Below are 19,279 nucleotides of genomic sequence, written 5' to 3' on the forward strand. Positions count from 1 at the left end.
GTGAACTCTTGGCCGGGGAACTCCGGGTTGTTCGGATCAATGTTGGGGTCGATCGGCTCGGGCAGCTGGTTGGCTGCCACGGTCACGGTGACGTTGGCCTGCTCGGGCGTGCCGCCATCGGTCTGCGCCGTGTAGCTGAACTTGGCGTCACCCACAAAGCCTGCCTTGGGCGTGAACTCCAGTTGGCCGCCCACCAGCTTGACGCTGCCGCTGCCGTCGGTCAGAGCCACCGCAGCACCGCCTTCGGTGATGGCCTTGCCATCGACCTGCGTGATCGTGACGTTGCTGCCTGCGAACTTGTCGTTGCCCAGCACGTCGACGGTGACGGACTTCCCAAAGCCGGTGCCCTCGATGTCGTCGTACGCATCCTGCTCCGCTCCGACATTGACCGTCACTGTAGTGGTGGTCTTGCCGCCCTTGCCGTCGTCCACGATCACTTCAAAGCTGTCTGTGCCGGGACCGCTCCAGTCCTTGTTGGGCGTGTAGGTGTACTCGCCGGTGTTCTTGTCGATGGTCACTGTGCCATGAGCGGGCGGTGTGCCCAATCCGTAGGTCAACGAATCACCATCAGAATCCTTGCCCACAACCTTGCCATTGAAGGGCTGATCTTCGCGCACAGTGACTTTGTAACCGCCATTGCTGAACTCCTGCCCCGGCACGTGACCCGGGGCACCAGGGCTCAGCCCTTTATTGGGATCTACGGGCTCCGGAGGATTGTTGACATTCTTGCCACCTCCACCGCTCCCGCCACTCGACACGGCCAGCCCCCCCAGACCCAACCCCACAAGCCAAGGCAGCCACGCAGCAACCGACTCATTCGATTCGATCTCAGTGAACTCGAAGCCCTCCCAGGCCCCACCATATTGGCCCCACCAAAGCACGCCCTGCTGATCTTCCAAGACCAGATCGTTGCGCCCTTCCTCTGCATATGGCGCGAAAAATCCGTTCACATAGATTTGTTTTCCATCGACCAAAGTCAGCACCAGATCATTACCGACACGGGTCGATTTGGCGATCTGTTCCGGAGCAACTTTGAGGATGACTGCAGAAGGCTTATCTAAAACCAGGCCTTGCTCTGTAGAGGCGACTTTTCCACCAGACTTGTATACGGCTTCCATGAACTTCTCCTTGATTCCTAACCTTGGCAAAGTTCTGAACCCTCTACCTTGGGGTGCTCAATGCCAAATGCTCGCGAATGCTAGGAGTTAGCGATCTGGAACGCTTTTGAAAAAGCGAACATTCCATCTGCCTACCAGACAACGATTCAAAACAAATGTCAATTTCGCTCTCAACAGACATTCACCCAATCACAGCAATGTTTAAAAACAGGAATTTGCTTTTGAAATTCGGAAAAACTTGTAAACAAACGTCAGATTAGGTGCATCTACGTGAGCCCCGGCTCCAAAACGTAACACGCCGTTAAAAATCATCTTCACAATCCATAGTTTTTCAAAATAACCATCTAACTTCGGATTGTTGCCGTGTCTTACTGGTCACCTGCAGGCCCTTCGAGTGAACGAATCCTCGTCATCGACGACAACGTGACTGAACTGAAAATCCTGCTGGAACTGCTTCGAAGTAATGGCTATCGCCTTTCGGTCGCCATGGACGCCATGCAGGGCTATCGCCGTGCCACTACTCAGCAATTTGAACTAATCCTATTGGACGTAAATATGGGCAGCGTAGATGGATTTGCCGCCTGCAGACTATTAAAGGCAGATCCGTCCACAGCAGGCATTCCCGTGATCTTTGTGACTTCTTGTGCCTCCCCCAAAGAGCGTTTAATGGGGTTGCAGTTAGGTGCTGTGGACTACATCCCAAAGCCGTTCGACATCAATGAAGTTTTAGCGCGTGTGGAAATCCACTTGGCTTTGGCGAAACGCCAAGGAATGCCATATCAAGATGTTCGCGCTTTACCAGATCCGCAACCGTCAGTCCCCGCTCTTGAGCGAATAACGGAAACACTGAGCATTGATCACAATTTAACGTTGCTGCGAGCAGCCCAGCAGTTGGTGCTTTCCGATTTGTCCAAGGTTCCTACTCTGCCTGAATTAGCCTCCAAATTAGGCACCAATGAAAAGCGCTTAACACGCGTCTTCCAGGCTCACACGGGCAGCACGGTTTACAAGTTCATCCGGGAGACTCGCCTTCACGAAGCTCAACGCATGCTTGCTAGCTCTGCCATGCATATAGAGGAAGTTGCGGCAGCAGTAGGATTTTCCAGCGCTGCTAATTTCTCGTCAGCCTTTCATTCCTATTTTGGGTGTACCCCATCATCTTTTCGGCGCTCATACATGAGTCCAAAACCATGAGGCAATGCACATCGAGCTATGTTCGTCTGCTCTGCAGCATATTTCTATGGTGGGCAATCAATGCGAGCGCACTTGAAGCGTCTGCGCCCCCTCGAATTCAGATCAGCGATGTAGCTCTCGGCCTTCCGGTCCTGGACAACACAGTCGAGGTCTGGGAGCGAGGTATGGCAAACGAAGCACCACTACAGGTGGCAGCCCTTCCTAGCAATGAGATTGACGGGTTCCATACCGTTACAGCCAAGGCGCTTGAAGGGCGATTCGATATGACACATCTGTGGCTCAGGCTGGCACTGCACAACGATCTAAACACCCCTCAATCAGTGCAACTGGCTTTGGGGGTGAGTTGGCTGCAACACGTGACTTTTTATGTTGTACGCATACAGGAAGGTCAAGTTCGTGCAAGTCGAACCCTGGCGGGAATCAGCGACCCAAACGAGTCGCTCAATCGAGTACCCCAGATCGCCATAAATCTCGCGCCAGGAGAGAAGGTGCGTGTACTTGTTCACGTCAATAGTCACGCGTCAAGTAAGTTGAAAGTCACGCTGCATACAGTGAATCAATGGCATAGGGTGGAGCGTGACTATGCGTTGTTCAGCGGACTTCTGATTGGCAGCATACTGGTGTTCGTAGTCTATTCCGCGGCGCTCTGGAGAATTCTGCGATCTCCCTTGATGGGATGGCAAACACTGGGGCTGTTGCTGACCGCACTCTATGAAGCTACCTATCGTGGCTATGCACAGACAATACTTTGGCCCAGCAGTACAGAATGGGGCTACCGAGCTCATCACGTTTTGGTTGCTGGCATCGTGCTGAGCATATTGCTATATCTGCGTGCGCGATTAGAAAAAACCCAGAACTATCTACCCTCAGCAGGAGTAATCCTGCTCAAGGTCGTTGCCCTCTTAGAGAGCATTGTTCTCATCGGTGCTTTATTTGGGCCTTATGACTGGTTTGCCCCAACTGGCATCATCGTTGCACCACTGAGTCTGCTAGCAATTCTGGCTTGCACATACATCTATCATCGTAGTGGAGGGCCTGGCAGCCTGACAGCTTTGCTGCTCGTATCTGTCTTGGCATGCTGTGCATTGCTGCGCGCCGTTGCTCTCTTGATACCAAACATCGCGCTGGTTCAGCTCTTCGAGCAATATGCGCTTGTACTGCCCGCCTTGACGGTCGGTCTGTTCGTCATCACCAGCTGGGCCTATCAGCATTCCCACCAACGTCACCAGGCACAGCGCACATTGCTCCAATGGCAAAGCCAGCAGCAAGAACGCCTTGAGCATGAGGTCAAGTACAAAACTCGCGCTCTTAAAGAGGCTCTGGAACAAGCTGAGCAACGTTCGTTGGAGCAAAAGGAGCTGCTCGCCTATGTCAGTCATGATTTGCGAGCGCCAGTCTCCGCGATCATTGCCTATCTACAACTGATGCAACTGTCCCCGAGCAAAGTTGACATAGATAAATTGGCCGCAGTTGAAAGAAGCGCTACTTATCAATTGGCATTGATCGACGAATTGGTGGACTATGCCAAAGATGAGTTGCAGCCTCCTTTGGCATTGAATGAGCAGTTGGTAGATCTAAGCTCTCTGCTGGATGAACTCACCAAGTACGCTCATGCGCTGGCCCAGCGTCAACGCAATAAGTTCTCACTGCAAATACAGAGCACGCTGCCCGTGCATATCTACTTGGACGGAAAGCGCCTGCAACAGGCTGTACTCAATCTCTTGTCCAACGCTGCGAAATTTACATTCGACGGAAGCATTGACCTGAAGCTGCAAGGTAAGTACGTTGGCCGAGACAAATGGCATCTTCGCTTTGAGGTTAGCGACAGTGGTTCCGGCATGGAGCCGGAAGTACTCGCCAGAATTCAAAAATCGCTGACAGCTAGTCGCACTCATGCAAAACGAGGACTGGGGCTACTGATCGCACAACGCATCATTGAGAGGATGACCGGCCATCTATCTATTGATAGCCATCTAGGGCGTGGAACCAATGCAGTTTTTTTTCTAATGGTCAAACAGGTATCGGATAGTCCTCTCTTCCAAGCTTTGATACCTCTGCCCACATCTGATAAACACTGTGAGCACAAGATCATGCAGAAGCTGGAGGCTCTTCAAGAAGAGCAGAAGTACGAATTGGAGCAGCTTGCAAGGCGGGGGAACTGGAGCGATTTGCATGCCTGGATTGATGCCATGGACAACGGTACAGACTACCAAGGCCTGGTCAGTGCGGTCAGGCATGCGCTGGATGAATTGGATTTTGAGCAAATCAGCAATATTGCACGCACTGCTCCATTGCGGAGTTTGAACAGCGATTCTTCATAAAGGCTGCTTGTCGGCCTTCCAGGAAGCTGGTGTACCCATAGTCTGATCTATGCTCCTAGAGACGGTCTGTCCTGCACAGTTCCAAGCGGCCATACATCGAACTTCTCACGTTACACGCGCGTGACACCTACTCGCAGGAGGTGCCCTTGCTAGTCAATGGCGGCAAGACTGACTTTGTAGCGACGACACTGCCCATCTTCAGGCACCCATACTCGATCAGCGACACCCCCATCTTGAGCGAGATCTCGCACTTCCTCTCGCTTGACTGGACAATGATCCAGAGCCTCAAGATGATTCACCACTAGCTCGCCAGGCCAGCAACTCGCTGCTTCCATTACATCTTTGGCATCCATAAGAATTTCTCCTCCCATATCGAAGCGTGCTCCGCCTGCTGGCAGGATGGCGATATCGGGTCTCAGCCTATGCAAGCAGTCACGTACTGCAGGAGTAAGCAAAGTGTCGCCGGCCAGGTAGACACTAGGTTCGCCAGGCAATTCCAGCAGGTAGCCGTGACCATGCTCCATGAGTCGCCCGACCCACCCTTTCCCATGTACACAGAGGATTGGAGTAATGTGGCCACCAAGACTCCAAAACTGACGCTCCTGAGCGCTCAACGACTCTGCATTGAGGCCCCGCTGGCAAAGATACTCCGCATCACGCGGCATGCAGAACACAGGGATCCTTCTCTCACGTAGAAAGCGCTTACCGATGCGATCCAGGTGATCGAAGTGTCCGCGCTGGCAATGGGTAATGAGCGCATGCGTAACTCGCTCAAGCACGGCCTCTGAATTCGCAGGAAGTTCGACGATTGGATTGCGCTGCCGTCCACGTCCCAGATAACGCAACCCAGGCAGACTTCCGCGAGGGGCGAGCATTGGGTCGACAAGCAGACCAATGGCCTTGCCTTGGGCCTCAAACTCTAGAACGATAGTGGCATTGCGTAACTGGGTGATTTGCATGAAAAACTCGGAGCTGGAGGAAATGCCTCATTATTCCGATATGCCTCTGCATGGAAAATGGCAAGACTAGTCAGTTAATTACCAATTCATGCCAGATTCCACATCTCAAATGGAACCATTCCGCCTTGCATTGCTGCTGTATCCCGAATGCATGCCGGCCGGCCTCTTTTCTGTAGCGGACATGGTGCGAGCCGCCAACCTGCGCGCCAGGCGTATGGTGTGCGACGTGATCTGGGCAGGAGTAGATACAACGCCAGTCACAACCTGGCAAGGACCGTCGATAGCTCCGAAGACCTGCCTACATGCTGTGCGCGCGGACGCAGTGGTGGTACCAGGCCTGTGGCTATCGTCTGCAAGTGACCTACGAGCCCCATTGCAGAAACTGGCTCCGGTGATCCGAGCATTGCGGGAATTGCCCAAGGAAACTCAGGTGTGGAGCTATTGCGCAGGAGTTCTGCCAGTTGCTGCGAGCGGGAGATTGCATAGGCAACGTGCAACGGCAACCTGGTGGCTGCGGGAGTCATTGCAAACCAGCTTTCCACGCGTTGAATGGAGCTTTGATGAGCCAATGATCATCAGTGAAGGCTTGTTGACTGCTGCCGGCGCTCACGGATATCTGCCGCTCGTGCAGCACATGTTGACCAAGAGGCTAGACTCCGCTGAGCTTCGCGATCTACAAAATCTACTAATGCTGCCACGCCCGGCAGTGTTGCATGCCGCATTTGCCAATTTGGAACTCATTACCCTGACTGATGAGTCTCTACGTCAGGCACAGATGATTGTGCAACGCAGCCCCGCAGGCGAGTTGCGCTTGCCGACGCTTGCTGCCCAACTGCATATCTCTCCACGAACATTGGCTCGACGAGTGCAGGAGCATACGGGTCTGGCAGCAGCTCAGTGGATGCGACGCATCAAGCTGCGCCAAGTGGCCGAAGCACTATGTGAGACCCAACAGCCGCTCAAACGCATTGTCGATGACCTTGGCTTCGCCAGCGAAGCGAGCCTCATCCGGGCATTCAGACAAGCGACCGGCATGACGCCTGTGGCGTATCGTACGGCCCACGCCTGAATTTCGACTCAGCGCCTGCTTGCGTTTGTGTCACGTATGTGGATCGCTTAGGAAACCTCTGGATAAATCCCGCACGCATGTGCTTGCGCATGCGTGCCAATTGCAGCTGCACCCCGGCGCATGCAGCAATCGGATCGGGACCAGAACCTCTTCACCAAGAGCCGCTCACACTACCCATCCACGAGTCATGCACAGATGATTGTGACAGCCGATTTCAGCAACACTTCTGGCATCCAGCCTCTTTTCAAAGCCAGCTTGCCGAGTTGCTGCTCTCGGCTCCTCGCCTGGCAATCCTGCAGGCGATACCGCACTACCTCAAGCAGACACGGCAGCGTCTGTTGTCGTAACCTTTTTCGATGTGAAGCCTTACCATTTGTTTACGTGACCGCCCCGGCAGGTCTGCAACGGCTGCATCGCATCCAGATACTTCTCGAACGTCGCGGAGGCGGCCTGCCGACAACACTTATGGCTTGCGTGAATTGGCTTTACAGCAAGTCAGTCATCGCAGTGGTTTAGAAGGGATCATGCCTGATGTGTCAGGGCTGCCCATGGTGACGTCGAAACACCGTTTGAATCAAGTCGCCTACTTTCAAATGCTTGGACAGACTTGCTTTCGCCCACATTTAGTGAGCAGCCCATTCAATTTTGGAAAGATCAACGCCTTCCAAATGCATTTCCCACAAAGGACTCATGTCGCGAAGTTTGGCAACCTTCTCTTTAAGCAAGTTGACAGCAAAGTCAATCTCAGCCTCCGTTGTGAATCGCCCCAAAGAGAAGCGAATGGAGCTGTGAGCCAACTCGTCATTTCGCCCCATTGCGCGCAAAACATAAGAAGGCTCCAATGAAGCGGAAGTACACGCAGAGCCCGAAGACACGGCCAAGTCGCGAACTGCCATGATCAACGACTCGCCTTCAACATAGTTAAAGCTGACGTTAAGAATGTTGGGAACGCGCGACTCCAAAGATCCATTCACATAGATCTCATCAATGGCCTGCAGACCTTTCCACAGCCGATCACGTAGCTCGTGAAGTCGAGGAGCTTCATTTGCCATCTCAAGCTTAGCGATCCGGAAGGCCTCTCCCATCCCAACAATTTGGTGGGTGGGCAGCGTACCGGAGCGCATCCCTCTCTCATGCCCTCCTCCGTGGATCTGTGCTTCCAATCGAACGCGGGGCTTGCGTCGTACATAGAGTGCCCCGACCCCCTTTGGGCCGTACAGCTTATGAGCAGTCACCGTCAGAAGATCCGCGTAGATCTCATCAACGTTGACTGGAATTTTCCCTGCGGCTTGAACTGCATCGCAATGAAAAACAATCTTCCGTTCACGGCATGCCTTGCCAATTTCCGCAACCGGCTGAACCACACCCGTTTCATTGTTAGCCATCATGATGGACACAAGCGTGGTGTCAGGGCGTATCGCCTTAAGCACTTGCTCCAACGTAACAAGACCGTCTTCGTTGACGGGCAAGTAGGTTGTAGTGAAGCCTTGACGCTCTAACTCTCTGAAGGTGTCGAGAACAGCCTTGTGCTCCGTTGCCTGGGTGATGATGTGTTTGCCCTTTTCCTTCAAGAAATTTGCAGCACCTTTGATTGCCAGGTTGTTGCCCTCGGTTGCACCCGAGGTCCAGACAATCTCACGCGGGTCAGCACCCAAGAGCTCAGCGACAAATCCCCGTGCTTCCTCAACAGCACTCTCTGCATCCCATCCATAAGAGTGGCTTCGGGAGGCAGGGTTGCCGAAGATGCTGCAAAAATAGGGTTCCATCGCATCAAAGACGCGTCGATCAACAGGCGTCGTAGCGCTGTAGTCCAGGTACACCGGCAAGCGTGAGGGAGTAGTTGTCATGATCAAAAATCTTTCAAGGTTTTTTATTATAAAAAAAAGCTTTTAAAGTAAGCTAAATGCACCCTCGAAAGGTATGGACTTCCAGCTCAAGGTTTGGCAGATTGATCAGGAGGCAACGAGGCCGAACGGATGCTGACAAGCTGAGATGAACTGATGAACGGGCAATGCCCTCCTTCCCGAACTGGCGACTTCAAAAGAACGCAGCTATAAAGGCTTTAGGCATTGGAAACACCAGAGCTGCCCCCCTCGGCATCCTCTGTTCAATGGAGGACCCCGGATTCAGCAGCCTCTGGCGATAAAGAGGCAGGAGGCTATGTAACTCCTCCTGATTGCGTTATACGACTTCGCGCTTTGCGTCCAAGGCAGCTTCTACAGCGAGTGCAACAGATGCTAGATCAGCATCGTTGCCATTTGTGGAAGCCAGCATCAGTCCAACGGGTAGATCGCCTTGCAGATGGCAGGGGATGCTGAATGCACATCCGTCCAGAAAATTGATCGCGAACGTATTTCGCAACAATAGTCCGTTGGCCTTGAAGAATGCGTCATCGCTCTTGACCAAGCCAGCAATCTCAGGCGCAACGATTGGTACTGTCGGACTAATCATTGCATCGAAGGGCGCCAGTACTGCCTCTGCACGCGCAATCCAGCGCGTTCTGGCGTCCTGCATCTCAATGTAGTCTGCAGCGCTAACAGTGGAGCCCAACGCAATGCGCTGCGCCACTCTCGAGTCGAAGCTCTGTTGCTGATGCGCGAACTTGGCTTTATGCACCGCGTACGCTTCGATTGCTGAAAAGCCGCCAGGCGAGTTCAGACGTGGAATCTCAGCAAGCTCTTCAAACGCAATTGTCGTGATGTGGGCTCCTGCTTGAGACAGCCAAGACAATGCTCGCTCAAACGTCTGAGTAACAACGCTATCAGCACCGTCAAACATGACGGAACGTGGAACTGCCAACCGCATGCCTTCAAGCGGGCGACGCTTCACATCAAGTGGAGCACCAGAAAGAGCAGCATCTACAGTAATACAGTCCGCAACGCTTCTCGTCATTGCACAGACAGTATCCAAGGTCCGAGAGAGCTCAAGCGCTCCCTGCCTTGGTACTCGAGACTGAGTACTTTTAAACCCAACCAGTCCGCACAATGCTGCAGGTATACGTATCGAGCCACCCGTATCTGAACCCAACCCCGCAATCGCCAAACCTAGCGCCACTGACACGGCTGCTCCCGAGGAGGAACCTCCGGGAATGCGCGCAACTTTGGCATCAGCAGGATTCACTGGAGTGCCGTAGTGAGGATTGATGCCCACGCCGGAAAACGCGAACTCGGTCATGTTCGTTTTACCAACAATCGCCGCCCCTTCTTTTCTCAAGCGAGAAACGGCTAGAGCATCAACCAAAGCAGGTTGCGCGTTGCGATAAACAATGCCCCCGGCTTGTGTTGGCTCACCAGCAATGTCGTACAAATCTTTCACAGAAACTGGTAAACCAGCAAGCGCCGGGATCTCAGCTCCCGCAGCAAGAAGCTGATCGGCAGATCGTGCAGCCGCTAACGCGGCATCTGCGTACAGAGCAGTAAAGACATGCTGGGCGGAAGAATGCGCGGCCTTCTCCAAGGCACTGGCTACCACTCGCTCGTGAGTTGTCTCTCCACGCAGTATGCGCACTCTAATTTCGGAGATGTTGTGGCTCATGATCGTCGAATACACCAAGTATCAAGCAACAATCGGGAGCATTTCCACGGTGTAGCGATGCACGATAGAGCGGTTCTTACGCGGGTCGTGCAACGCTATCTGCATTTGTGTTGCGGGACGGATGCCCTTACCTTGCTCATTAGGAATCGCACCTAACGTTCCGCAGAACATGAAGTTCCCCTCAAGTCGCTCATTCATTGATTTGAAGAAGCCATCGCGCAAGGATTCCAGAGGACGGATCGAGGCAAGTGTCCCGCTCTGGTAGGTCACCCATTTATCGCCTTCCAAAATGCTCGACTGGAGCTGAATTTCGTCTTGGTAACTCGCAATCTCCGACCAGCGCCAAGCTGCATTTGCTATGGGCTTTGGACACATCTGCTTGGACACCGCAACCGAATAGCCTTCGACTTTTCGATCTGTGTGGTCAGAGCCAACCGTCAGCCACCACTCCCCCTCTGCATAGAACATTACGGGCTCGGCTTCACCGGAACTCTCTGAACCAATGACCTCCTGTACGGAGTCTTGGCAAAGCAGATTTTTTCCAACGCGGTAATACAGCGGTACAGAGGATGGGCGAGGCACACCGAGCTCTGCGAGTTCTTCGATATGGTGCTCAATGGCCTTTGCATCACGCCCCGTCCAACCAGCAACAATAAAACGATGCGGATTAATGCCAATAACGCGGCTTGCAGAATTGCCATTGGGATTATCAGAAATGCAAGAGAAATAAATCATGGCTGTCGATCAAAGGTTATGCATCTGAGCGCAGTTCAATTTTGTTAACTCCGCTAACCGATCAGCCAGTCCTATTTCAGTAGCTATTTACCTGAAATTCCCGAAATCGCTTTCCCACTTTTTTCAGACTCAGAAGATAGGGCTTTTAACAAGGCCACGGTTTGGCCAAACCCATCCACAAGCGATCCTAAAATTCTAGAAAGTTCCTGGAAATCAGATTTTGATAACTCACCAAATAGTCTATTATTGACTGAAACAATTTCTGGCTCTATTGCCTGTACCTTGGCATAGCCAGATGGAGTCAAAGTTAGTAATACACTGCGCCCATCATCAGGGTTAGATTTTTTATGGATAAATCCGCTCTTTACGAGCTTCTTTACCTCATTGGTCACAAATGCGCCTGTTACGTTGAGTCTGGTTGCAACGTCGCTGACGTTCACTCCATTTTCACCACCTTGTCTCGCAACCACCATAATAATGTTGTATTGAGACGAGGAAACGCCTAAGTGCTCCGCCAAATATTCGCGAGCCGATTCAAGAAGATCTGCCACGACATAAATGTCATAGATCAATTGACGAAACTTGCTATCTGACTGAGGGCTTTTGTCGAGAAGCGCAGGAAGAGAGACGGTAGGACCCAACGTCAACTTTTTTTTCCTTGTCTTTCTTCGTAGCGCTTTCACTCGATTTCGCTGGGCGACGCTGCATGCAGAAACTCCAGAAGTTCTATGGAACAACCAGAGATTGTGACGCATCTTGATCCTTAGCTTGTCAAGCAGGATCGTAGTAGTGGGTCTCCAGCAGATAGCACCCGTTCTTCGATCGGAAGGGACCATGCCACGCTCCAGGGGGACGCACGGCGTATGTGTAACCTTCAAAGGACTCGCCACCATGGCCACTGTCATCAGCACCGACGGTCATGTCGCCCTCCAACATGAACACCTCTTCCCAGTAGTCATGGACGATGGGCTTGTATGTTGCAAAGCCGGCCGGGAAGCGCAGGATACGAGTACGACTACCCTGCTTTTTCTCCGTGTCCAGCGAGCCGGAGATGATGGTCTCCAACGCACCGGAATCGGGGGCATAGCCTTCAGGCAGCTTCCAGCCTGGCGCGTTGAGGTCAATTTTGTGAAACTCGTGATGAGCTTTGGTAACAGCCATTTCACTTACTCCTAGGTAAAAAAACATCAGATCGACGCTGAGATCGTCGGCTGCTGCAGGGAGGCATATCGCCCACTAAAGAAAACCAGAGGTGAGCCCTCTTCACGCTTGTGAATACGCAATACACGGCCAACAAAAATCACGTGATCGCCACCGTCATATTCGGCATAAGGAGCACATTGAAAGGCGACAATAGAATTGGCCAACGTGAATGGAAGCCCGTCATGCAATTCCACTTCCGTTTCACCCCACTTATCACCTTTTGCCGTTGCAAATCTATTTGAGATGTGCTCATGCTGTTGACCCAGCACATTGACACTGAACATCTTGGCTTTACAAAGAGCCGGCAAGCTCATTGCTCTCTTATCGATAGAGAAAAGAACCAGTGGAGGATCGAGAGAGACCGAATTGAACGACGTAATAGTCATTCCAATCCGAAACTCGCCTGCTTCATCATCTGCAGTAACTACCGCTACGCCTGTTGGGAACAACCCAAGTGCAGAGCGAAAGTCTTTTCGATCAATTTCCGGATAAGGTGCAAACGAGTAATTCATGACAATGTCTCCTTAACAATGCGGACAGGCGTGCGCCAAATCTATTTACAGATATTCCGCAGGAACGCCGTAGCTGGACATCAAATGCTCCGCCACGCCTTCCAAGGATTTCCAGTCTGTGTGCATATAGTTGTAATTGCGCACGACAAACGAAGCACCCGCGTAGAACTTCTCGTACTGTTGATGACGGCCAGCAAACTCAGAGCCCGTCAAATCCCAGGCCAGCTTGTAAAGCTTCATGCGTTCGACGGCCTCGGTCTGTGGCGTTGTCCAGTACTTCTCAAACTGAGAACGCATGTGCGCATCGCCCATCACCGAGATGTCTGCAGGCATCTGAAACACACTGCCGCCGCATAGTTCACGCAGTTGATCGATGATGATCGAATGATTTTCGGTACACCAGTTCAGCGCCGCATACTGGAAACGGCGGTTGAAGCACAAGAAGCCTTCTGTTGGCCATTCCTCGGCACTTTGGATCTGGCCATGGATTGCAGCGTCAAGCATGCCTTCCCAAGCGGCTAGCTTGCCCAGTGTTTCTCGCACCGCTGGAACCTGGTCGGCTCCCGAAGCCTTAGTGATCTTGCTTGCCAGACCGACGATGAGCTGCAGCTTCGAATGGAAGCGCACATTGGACTGGTGATTGCCATAGGTGTGGCTCGGAGTCTTCACATAGATCTGGCTTGCCAGTGCGGCGTCGTTGTGTACGAAAACCTTTTCCCATGGCACTTTGACTTCGTTGCAAAGCAGCATGCAATCTGATTCATCGTAGCGATAGGCCAACGGATTCTCGAACTCTGCCTTCACGTCACGAGACAGCGGCTTGCGCGACCACAGCTCCAAGCCAGGTGCGTTGCAAGGTATCGTGCAAGTTATCGATTGCTCGGCTTGGTCAGGTGCCAGTGGCGTAATGTTGCCGACCCAGATCTCGTTGGTGTATGCAGCACCTGTTGCCAGCATTTTCTGGCCGGAGATCACCAGACCATCATCCTCCTCGCGCACCACGTGCAAGGTCGGCACCGGAATATTGAGCTTCTTGTAGGGCTCAGGATTGCGGCCGGCTTGCGGAGGGATGATGGCATACGTCGAATAGATGTCATTCTTTCGCATGTGCTCGTAATGAGCCATCAAGTTGTCGGCGTACTTACCAAAAACTTCAGGCGCCAAGCTCATGCCAGTCACGAAGCTGGCAACGTGGTCTGGCGAACGGCCGAACATGCCATAGGTCTGGTCGGCGATAGCACGGTGCACGCGGCTGCGGAATTCCAGGTCTGCCTTGCTGCGGGCCCGCAGAAAGTAACCGCTGTAACGCTCACCGTTTTCCGCATATGTCATGAAATCACGGTTCTCAGGCGCCGCCTTCATGTCATAAATGGCTGCAATCGATTGCGCACCATTGCGGAACGCAGGGTGTGTCGTCACATCCGTCACACGCTCGCCACCAACGAAAACCACACGACCATCGCGTAGTGACTCAAGATGTTCAGCACCAGTCTTCAACATGTCCATATCTCCATTGGTTTGTTCTTGCGTTTTGGCCGATTCATGCAGCTCTGCTATCTAGAGCTCATGAATCGTTCGTATCAATCCGCGAGCCAATTGTATTACTAACTTAGCTAAGTTAGTTAGATATATAGTCGTACTTTTAATGCTCGGAAACCCCTACAAGGGCCTCCAACCGAACCTGGTCGGGCACTTCGCGACCGTCCGCGTTGTCATATACGGCCACGCCACGATCAAGAACGATGACCCTGTTGGTGAATTCCAGTGCCAAGGAGACATGCTGCTCAACGAGCAAAATCGCCAGATCACCTTCAGCGCGCAGCCTATGCAGTGCCTGAACGAGACCATCGATGATTACGGGCGCAAGCCCTTCCATGGGCTCATCGAGCAGAAGAACGGACGGATTGCCCATCAGTGCCCGGCCCATGCTGAGCATCTGCTGCTCCCCCCCCGGAAAGCTGGTTGCCTCCGTTGTTGATTCGCTCCCCTAAACGAGGCATCAAATCGATGACACGCTCCAGATTCCAGGGCTTCGCGCCAGGAATCGCAGCTGGCTTGGCGGCCACGAGTAGGTTCTCACGCACTGACAGCGATGGAAATATTTCCCGCTCCTGCGGTACAAATCCGATGCCAAGCTTGGCACGCTCGTATACAGGCAGCTTCTCGATGTTGGTTCCCGCCAGAACGATGGAACCGCTCTTGTGTGAAGCTCGCCCGACAACGCTCGAAAGCAAGGTGCTTTTGCCAACACCATTTCGCCCAAGCAGTGCCAAAACCTCTCCCGCACCGAGAGAAAGAGAAACGTCAGATAGAACTTGGGTATCACCCCAGCCGGAACAAAGCCGGGCACAAGTCAATATCGAATCACGCATGGTGTGCCCTCCCCAGATAGACTTCTCGAACCTGCGGGTCCGCAGCAATTTCAGCCGGCGTTCCTTCTGTCAGAAGCCGTCCTCGCACCAAAACACTGATTTGCTGTGCAAAGCGGAACACGAGCTTCATGTCGTGTTCAATGATCAGCACGGCAATATCGCCAGGAAGACTTGCAATGGTGTCCATCACCAGATGAGAGTCTGCAGGCGGAACCCCCGCTGCTGGCTCGTCTAGCAGCAGCACTTTCGGCTCCAGCGCGAGCGCGATGGCAATCTCTACCAAGCGCTGCCGGCCGTAGGCAAGGGCGGAAATACGATGGCCAGCGTGTGACGCCATCCCAAGCTTCTTGAGGATGTCCATGGCCACTTCCGCGGCCTCGCGCTGCTCACGAGCTCCACCAAACATGCGAGATCCAACACCGCGCCGCTCCAGTACCGCCAACTGCACGTTCTCCAGGACGCTCGATTCCCGCAATAACGTGTTGAGCTGAAAAGTTCGCACGATGCCACTGCGCACACGATGATGCATGGGTACATTGCTTATGTCCTCGCCAGCGAGCAAAACGCTGCCGCTCGTTGGAGCAACCTGCCCGGTGAGCAAGTTCAGAAATGTAGTTTTTCCAGCACCATTCGGACCGATCAGAGCTCGCCGCTCGCCCGCACTCATCGAGAAAGTGACGTTGTCGGTGGCGACGAAGGCTCCATACTTCCTGACCAAATTTTTGGTTTGAATAATTGGTTGCGTCATTTGACGACCTCCAGACACTCGACTTCAGAGCGCTTCAGTTTCTGGAAAAGCAAGTCAGCTATACCAAGCAATCCGCCACGATTGAACAGCACTGTCAAAACCAGCAGCAGACCAATCCAGAACAGCCAAAATGCCGGTTGATCCTTAGACAAGGTGTCTTGAGCCACCATGTAAACCAAGGCGCCAATGAAGCCTCCGTAGAGTCGACCAACTCCACCCAGCACCAAGATCACGATCACGATTCCAGAGAGTTCTAAGCCGAATACCGACAGAGAAACAAATTGATTGGTTTGCGCAGAAAGTCCACCAGCGAGTCCTGCGAGAGCACTGCTGATTGCAAATGCAACGAGCTGTCGCGTCCACACTGAAACGCCCAAAGCACGCATCCGTGCAGGATTCTGGCGAATGCCGACAAGAGAACGGCCGAACGGCGCATTCACCAGATGACGAACGAACAGCCACGCGGCAAACAGAACGACAAGGGCATACACATAGGCGGTCTTTCCGAACATGTCGAAATCGAACTTGCCCAAAATTGCCGCTACATTCATCCCTTGGAGTCCATCCGCACCGCCCGTGATCTGTACCGCATGGTTGGCGAGTTCCAGTAGCAGCAGTGATACAGCCATCCCCAACATCAGGAGTGCTAGACCTTTGGTGCGCAGAATTACTGCTCCCGCAATGACACCAAGTAATCCGGCAACTAGACCAGAAATTGCCAATGCCGAAATCGGCTCACTCCAGCCATACTTCGCAAGCAAGCCCGCCGTATAAGCTCCCGCACCGAAATAGGCTGCATGACCCAAGGTCACGATGCCTCCGTACCCCAGCAAGAGGTCGAACGACAGGGCAAAGAGCGCCATGATCAGAATCTGCGAACCAAGTTGCAGATACTGTGGAAAGACAAAGTACGCAGCAATGGCCAGCAGCCAAGGGAGCGCCTCGATCGGCCGAAAGCGGCGGATCGACAGAAGTTCGTTGATTGCAGGATGGGAGCTCATACGCGTCCAAATAAGCCGTTGGGGCGGATCAGAAGAAGAATGAAAAGCGCGACATAGATGAAGATGCCTCCGAACTCGGGCGCAAGAATCTTGCAAGCCGAGTCCCCGACACCTAATAGCAGCGCTGCAAAGAAGGGCCCCTTTACCGAGCCCAAGCCGCCAACTGCAACAACAATGAGGAAGTACACCAAGTGCTTTAATGCGTACTCTGGTTCGATCGCCATCACCTCTGCACCGAGTGAGCCACCGAGAGCGGCCAAAACGCTGCCAAGCGCAAACACGATTGCAAACATCCTCTTGCTATTCATCCCTGTGGCTTCAGCCATCGCGCGGTTGTCCACCGCAGCACGGATACGTGCCCCCACCAAGGTTTTCTCAATAGCTACCCACAGCGCGCCAAAAACACACAGACCAGCACAGATCAGGAATAGTCGATACACAGGGAACGAGTAACCACCCAATGTGAGCTGTCCATTTAGTAGATCCGGCAGAACAACACGGACGGGCTGCGCACCAAACTCGACATGAGCCACCGCGGTGGCCATAAAGATCAGACCCATGCTGAGAACCACCTGATCCAGTTCGGTGCCTCGATATACGCGGGAGTACAGGGCTCGTTCAAGGATCAAGCTGATCAGGCCAACGCTGACGCAGGCCAATGGCACAGACAAGCCAAAAGGCAGTCCCAGCTGATCCATGAAGGTCACGAGGAAATAGCCACCAGCCATTGCAAAGGCGCCATGGGCCAGGTTTGCGACACCTAGCAGGCCCATGGTCACTGACAAGCCCACAGAGGTCATGTACAGGACCATGGCGTAAGCGGCACCGCTAAAGGCGATGCCAACCAGTATGTTGAGAACGTCCACGCTCTGCTTCCTAAAGATAAACCGATTCCAGAAACGTGATCACTTTTCAGGGTTGACCAACTTCCAAGGGTCCTTGACGTCTTTAACGACGTCGAACGCGACGTTCTCGTACTTGTCTCCGACCTTCTGAATCTTTGCGAGACTGACCTCGTGGACGATGTCTCGTGTTACTGGGTCAATTGCAATGGGGCCCGCAGGCGTGTTTGGAGATTTCCAATTCTTCAAGACACCCATAGCTTGATCAGAGGTGAAATTCGCGCCATGCTTTTTGATGATCCCGAATACCGCCTCCATGCTGTTCCAAGCGGCGACAGCAGGTAGATCTGGGTATGCGTTTTGACCATAGGCCTTTTGGTATGCGGCCAGAAACGCTTTGGCACTTGGACGCGAATCGGTCGCGATGTACACAGCGCTGTTAATCATCCCCACCGATGCTGGTCCTGTCTGGGGCAACTGCTGATCCGAGACATTTTGTGCAGTACTGAGCAACTGAACACCTGCAGCCTGTAGACCTGAGTCACGGAACGCTTTCATCGTTGCAATACTCGGTGCGCCGCTCAGCGTAAAAACAAATAGCGACTTGGGCGATGCCGCTTTGATACGCGCCATAGCAGGCAGATAGTCAGTCGTCCCCATCGGAGTCCTGTCTGAGCCCACGATGGTGCCCCCGTTGTCCTCAAAGCCGCGCTTGAAGCCGGATTCCATATCATGACCCGCGGCGTAGTCGGCTACCAATGTGTAGGCGCTCTTGATGTCGTGTTTGGCAGCCCAAGCACCCATCGTGTAGGCCATCTGCCAGTTTGCATAAGAGAAGCGCACAAAATATGGAGACGAGCGCGTCAATGCTCCAGTAGTCGCGTTCATGATCAAGGTCGGCACTTTGGCCTCTGTCGAAACCGGCGCAATAGTCAACGCCTGAGGACTCAAAGTCACGCCAGTCAGGAGTTGGACCTTGTCACGCACGACCAACTCCTGTGCCAGACGCTTTGTGCGATCCGGATTGCTACCGTCATCACGCTTAATTAGTTCGACTTTCGTGCCTGAAGGCAGGTCTTTACTATGCAGCGCCAAGTACAAGTCCGCGCCACGGACCATGCTTTCGCCGATATCTGCTCCAGGGCCCGAAACACCAACAACCATCCCCACTTTTACAGTCTGGGCGGCTGCGCTTGTGACACTGACCGACAGTGCACATAGGACCCCTGCACCGAACGAAATCTTGAATCGCGACCATGCTGACATCGTTGTCTCCTTTATGAAATCGATCTGACTAGCAACTCATCTCTTTTTGCAAACAAAGAAAGCTTACTAACAAAGCTATCAAAATACCAGAAAGTATTGCCAAACCAAGGGAAAGTCAGTAGAAGGGACTGAGGCGATACATTGCCTTATCTGATCGATCAACGCTGAAGCAGCAACGGTTTAGCGAACTGAATCCCACCGGATTTACTAGAGACTCAACCCTTTGAGAAAACCGATCCATGAGCAGCTAGTGAATAAATTCACACCAGAAGTGCGTGAGCGCACAGTGCGGCTGACGCAACAGTTCAATCGCGTTCCCCAGTGTTATGTGCGGAATACAAGTTCATCCCTCAAGATTGGCTGCAGCGTCGCTACATTGAGCAACTAGGTTCTGCGTATCGAGAT

The 19,279-nt window shown here is 53.0% G+C and carries 18 protein-coding genes; 3 read left to right on the forward strand and 15 right to left on the reverse strand.

Going from position 1 to position 19,279, the window contains the following annotated elements; translation table 11 throughout:
• A partial coding sequence (locus V8Z78_RS22105) for an Ig-like domain-containing protein (RefSeq protein WP_349732142.1) occupies positions 1-1,118 on the reverse strand: 1,118 nt, incomplete at its 3' end.
• A gap of 363 nt (positions 1,119-1,481) precedes the next feature.
• On the opposite strand from V8Z78_RS22105, the gene V8Z78_RS22110 reads away from it, so the two are divergent.
• Together V8Z78_RS22110 and V8Z78_RS22115 are read left to right on the forward strand one after the other, a co-directional pair.
• Positions 1,482-2,312, forward strand: a complete 831-nt coding sequence (locus V8Z78_RS22110; RefSeq protein WP_003063310.1) for a response regulator transcription factor — start codon at positions 1,482-1,484, stop codon at positions 2,310-2,312.
• Between the two features lie 164 nt (positions 2,313-2,476).
• The gene (locus tag V8Z78_RS22115) at positions 2,477-4,633 is read left to right on the forward strand and encodes a sensor histidine kinase (RefSeq protein ID WP_349732143.1); all 2,157 of its coding nucleotides are present in this window, start codon (positions 2,477-2,479) and stop codon (positions 4,631-4,633) included.
• Positions 4,634-4,782: 149 nt separating this feature from the next.
• Here V8Z78_RS22115 and V8Z78_RS22120 read toward each other — a convergent pair whose 3' ends face one another.
• Positions 4,783-5,592 (reverse strand): MBL fold metallo-hydrolase, encoded by an 810-nt coding sequence (locus tag V8Z78_RS22120; protein ID WP_003063315.1) that lies wholly within the window; start codon positions 5,590-5,592, stop codon positions 4,783-4,785.
• Positions 5,593-5,965: 373 nt separating this feature from the next.
• Between V8Z78_RS22120 and V8Z78_RS22125 the strand changes: the two genes are divergently transcribed.
• Positions 5,966-6,661 (forward strand): helix-turn-helix domain-containing protein, encoded by a 696-nt coding sequence (locus tag V8Z78_RS22125; RefSeq protein WP_349732144.1) that lies wholly within the window; start codon positions 5,966-5,968, stop codon positions 6,659-6,661.
• A 623-nt stretch (positions 6,662-7,284) separates the two neighbouring features.
• Here V8Z78_RS22125 and V8Z78_RS22130 read toward each other — a convergent pair.
• From V8Z78_RS22130 to V8Z78_RS22190, 13 genes are all read right to left on the reverse strand, one after another.
• Entirely contained in the window at positions 7,285-8,508 is a 1,224-nt protein-coding gene (locus V8Z78_RS22130; protein WP_349732145.1) for an IscS subfamily cysteine desulfurase, read from the reverse strand.
• Between the two features lie 334 nt (positions 8,509-8,842).
• Entirely contained in the window at positions 8,843-10,195 is a 1,353-nt protein-coding gene (locus V8Z78_RS22135) for an amidase (RefSeq protein ID WP_349732146.1), read from the reverse strand.
• Positions 10,196-10,216: 21 nt separating this feature from the next.
• The gene (locus V8Z78_RS22140) at positions 10,217-10,930 is read right to left on the reverse strand and encodes a DUF2848 domain-containing protein (RefSeq protein ID WP_349732147.1); all 714 of its coding nucleotides are present in this window, start codon (positions 10,928-10,930) and stop codon (positions 10,217-10,219) included.
• A gap of 83 nt (positions 10,931-11,013) precedes the next feature.
• Positions 11,014-11,685, reverse strand: coding sequence for a MarR family winged helix-turn-helix transcriptional regulator (locus tag V8Z78_RS22145; RefSeq protein WP_349732148.1), 672 nt, complete (start codon positions 11,683-11,685; stop codon positions 11,014-11,016).
• A gap of 16 nt (positions 11,686-11,701) precedes the next feature.
• Entirely contained in the window at positions 11,702-12,091 is a 390-nt protein-coding gene (locus tag V8Z78_RS22150; protein WP_349732149.1) for a cupin domain-containing protein, read from the reverse strand.
• Between the two features lie 26 nt (positions 12,092-12,117).
• Complete coding sequence (locus V8Z78_RS22155; protein ID WP_349732150.1) at positions 12,118-12,645, reverse strand: flavin reductase family protein; 528 nt, start codon at positions 12,643-12,645, stop codon at positions 12,118-12,120.
• 45 nt (positions 12,646-12,690) lie between these two features.
• Positions 12,691-14,145 (reverse strand): 4-hydroxyphenylacetate 3-hydroxylase family protein, encoded by a 1,455-nt coding sequence (locus V8Z78_RS22160; protein WP_349732151.1) that lies wholly within the window; start codon positions 14,143-14,145, stop codon positions 12,691-12,693.
• A gap of 142 nt (positions 14,146-14,287) precedes the next feature.
• Positions 14,288-14,581 (reverse strand): hypothetical protein, encoded by a 294-nt coding sequence (locus V8Z78_RS22165; protein WP_502878869.1) that lies wholly within the window; start codon positions 14,579-14,581, stop codon positions 14,288-14,290.
• A complete protein-coding gene (locus V8Z78_RS22170) occupies positions 14,526-15,017 on the reverse strand; it encodes an ATP-binding cassette domain-containing protein (protein ID WP_349732153.1) in 492 nt (163 codons plus the stop codon). The genes V8Z78_RS22165 and V8Z78_RS22170 overlap by 56 nt, the downstream gene beginning before the upstream one ends.
• The gene (locus V8Z78_RS22175; protein ID WP_179625895.1) at positions 15,010-15,765 is read right to left on the reverse strand and encodes an ABC transporter ATP-binding protein; all 756 of its coding nucleotides are present in this window, start codon (positions 15,763-15,765) and stop codon (positions 15,010-15,012) included. The genes V8Z78_RS22170 and V8Z78_RS22175 overlap by 8 nt, the downstream gene beginning before the upstream one ends.
• Positions 15,762-16,766, reverse strand: a complete 1,005-nt coding sequence (locus V8Z78_RS22180) for a branched-chain amino acid ABC transporter permease (protein WP_349732154.1) — start codon at positions 16,764-16,766, stop codon at positions 15,762-15,764. Before V8Z78_RS22180 ends, V8Z78_RS22175 begins: the two co-directional genes overlap by 4 nt.
• Positions 16,763-17,632, reverse strand: a complete 870-nt coding sequence (locus V8Z78_RS22185) for a branched-chain amino acid ABC transporter permease (protein WP_349732155.1) — start codon at positions 17,630-17,632, stop codon at positions 16,763-16,765. The genes V8Z78_RS22180 and V8Z78_RS22185 overlap by 4 nt, the downstream gene beginning before the upstream one ends.
• A 39-nt stretch (positions 17,633-17,671) precedes the next feature.
• On the reverse strand, positions 17,672-18,874 hold the full coding sequence (locus tag V8Z78_RS22190) for an ABC transporter substrate-binding protein (protein WP_179625893.1): 1,203 nt from the start codon (positions 18,872-18,874) through the stop codon (positions 17,672-17,674).
• Between the last annotated feature and the right edge of the window lie 405 nt (positions 18,875-19,279).

It is taken from the genome of Comamonas sp. wu1-DMT (assembly GCF_040187805.1).
GTDB lineage: Bacteria > Pseudomonadota > Gammaproteobacteria > Burkholderiales > Burkholderiaceae_C > Comamonas > Comamonas thiooxydans.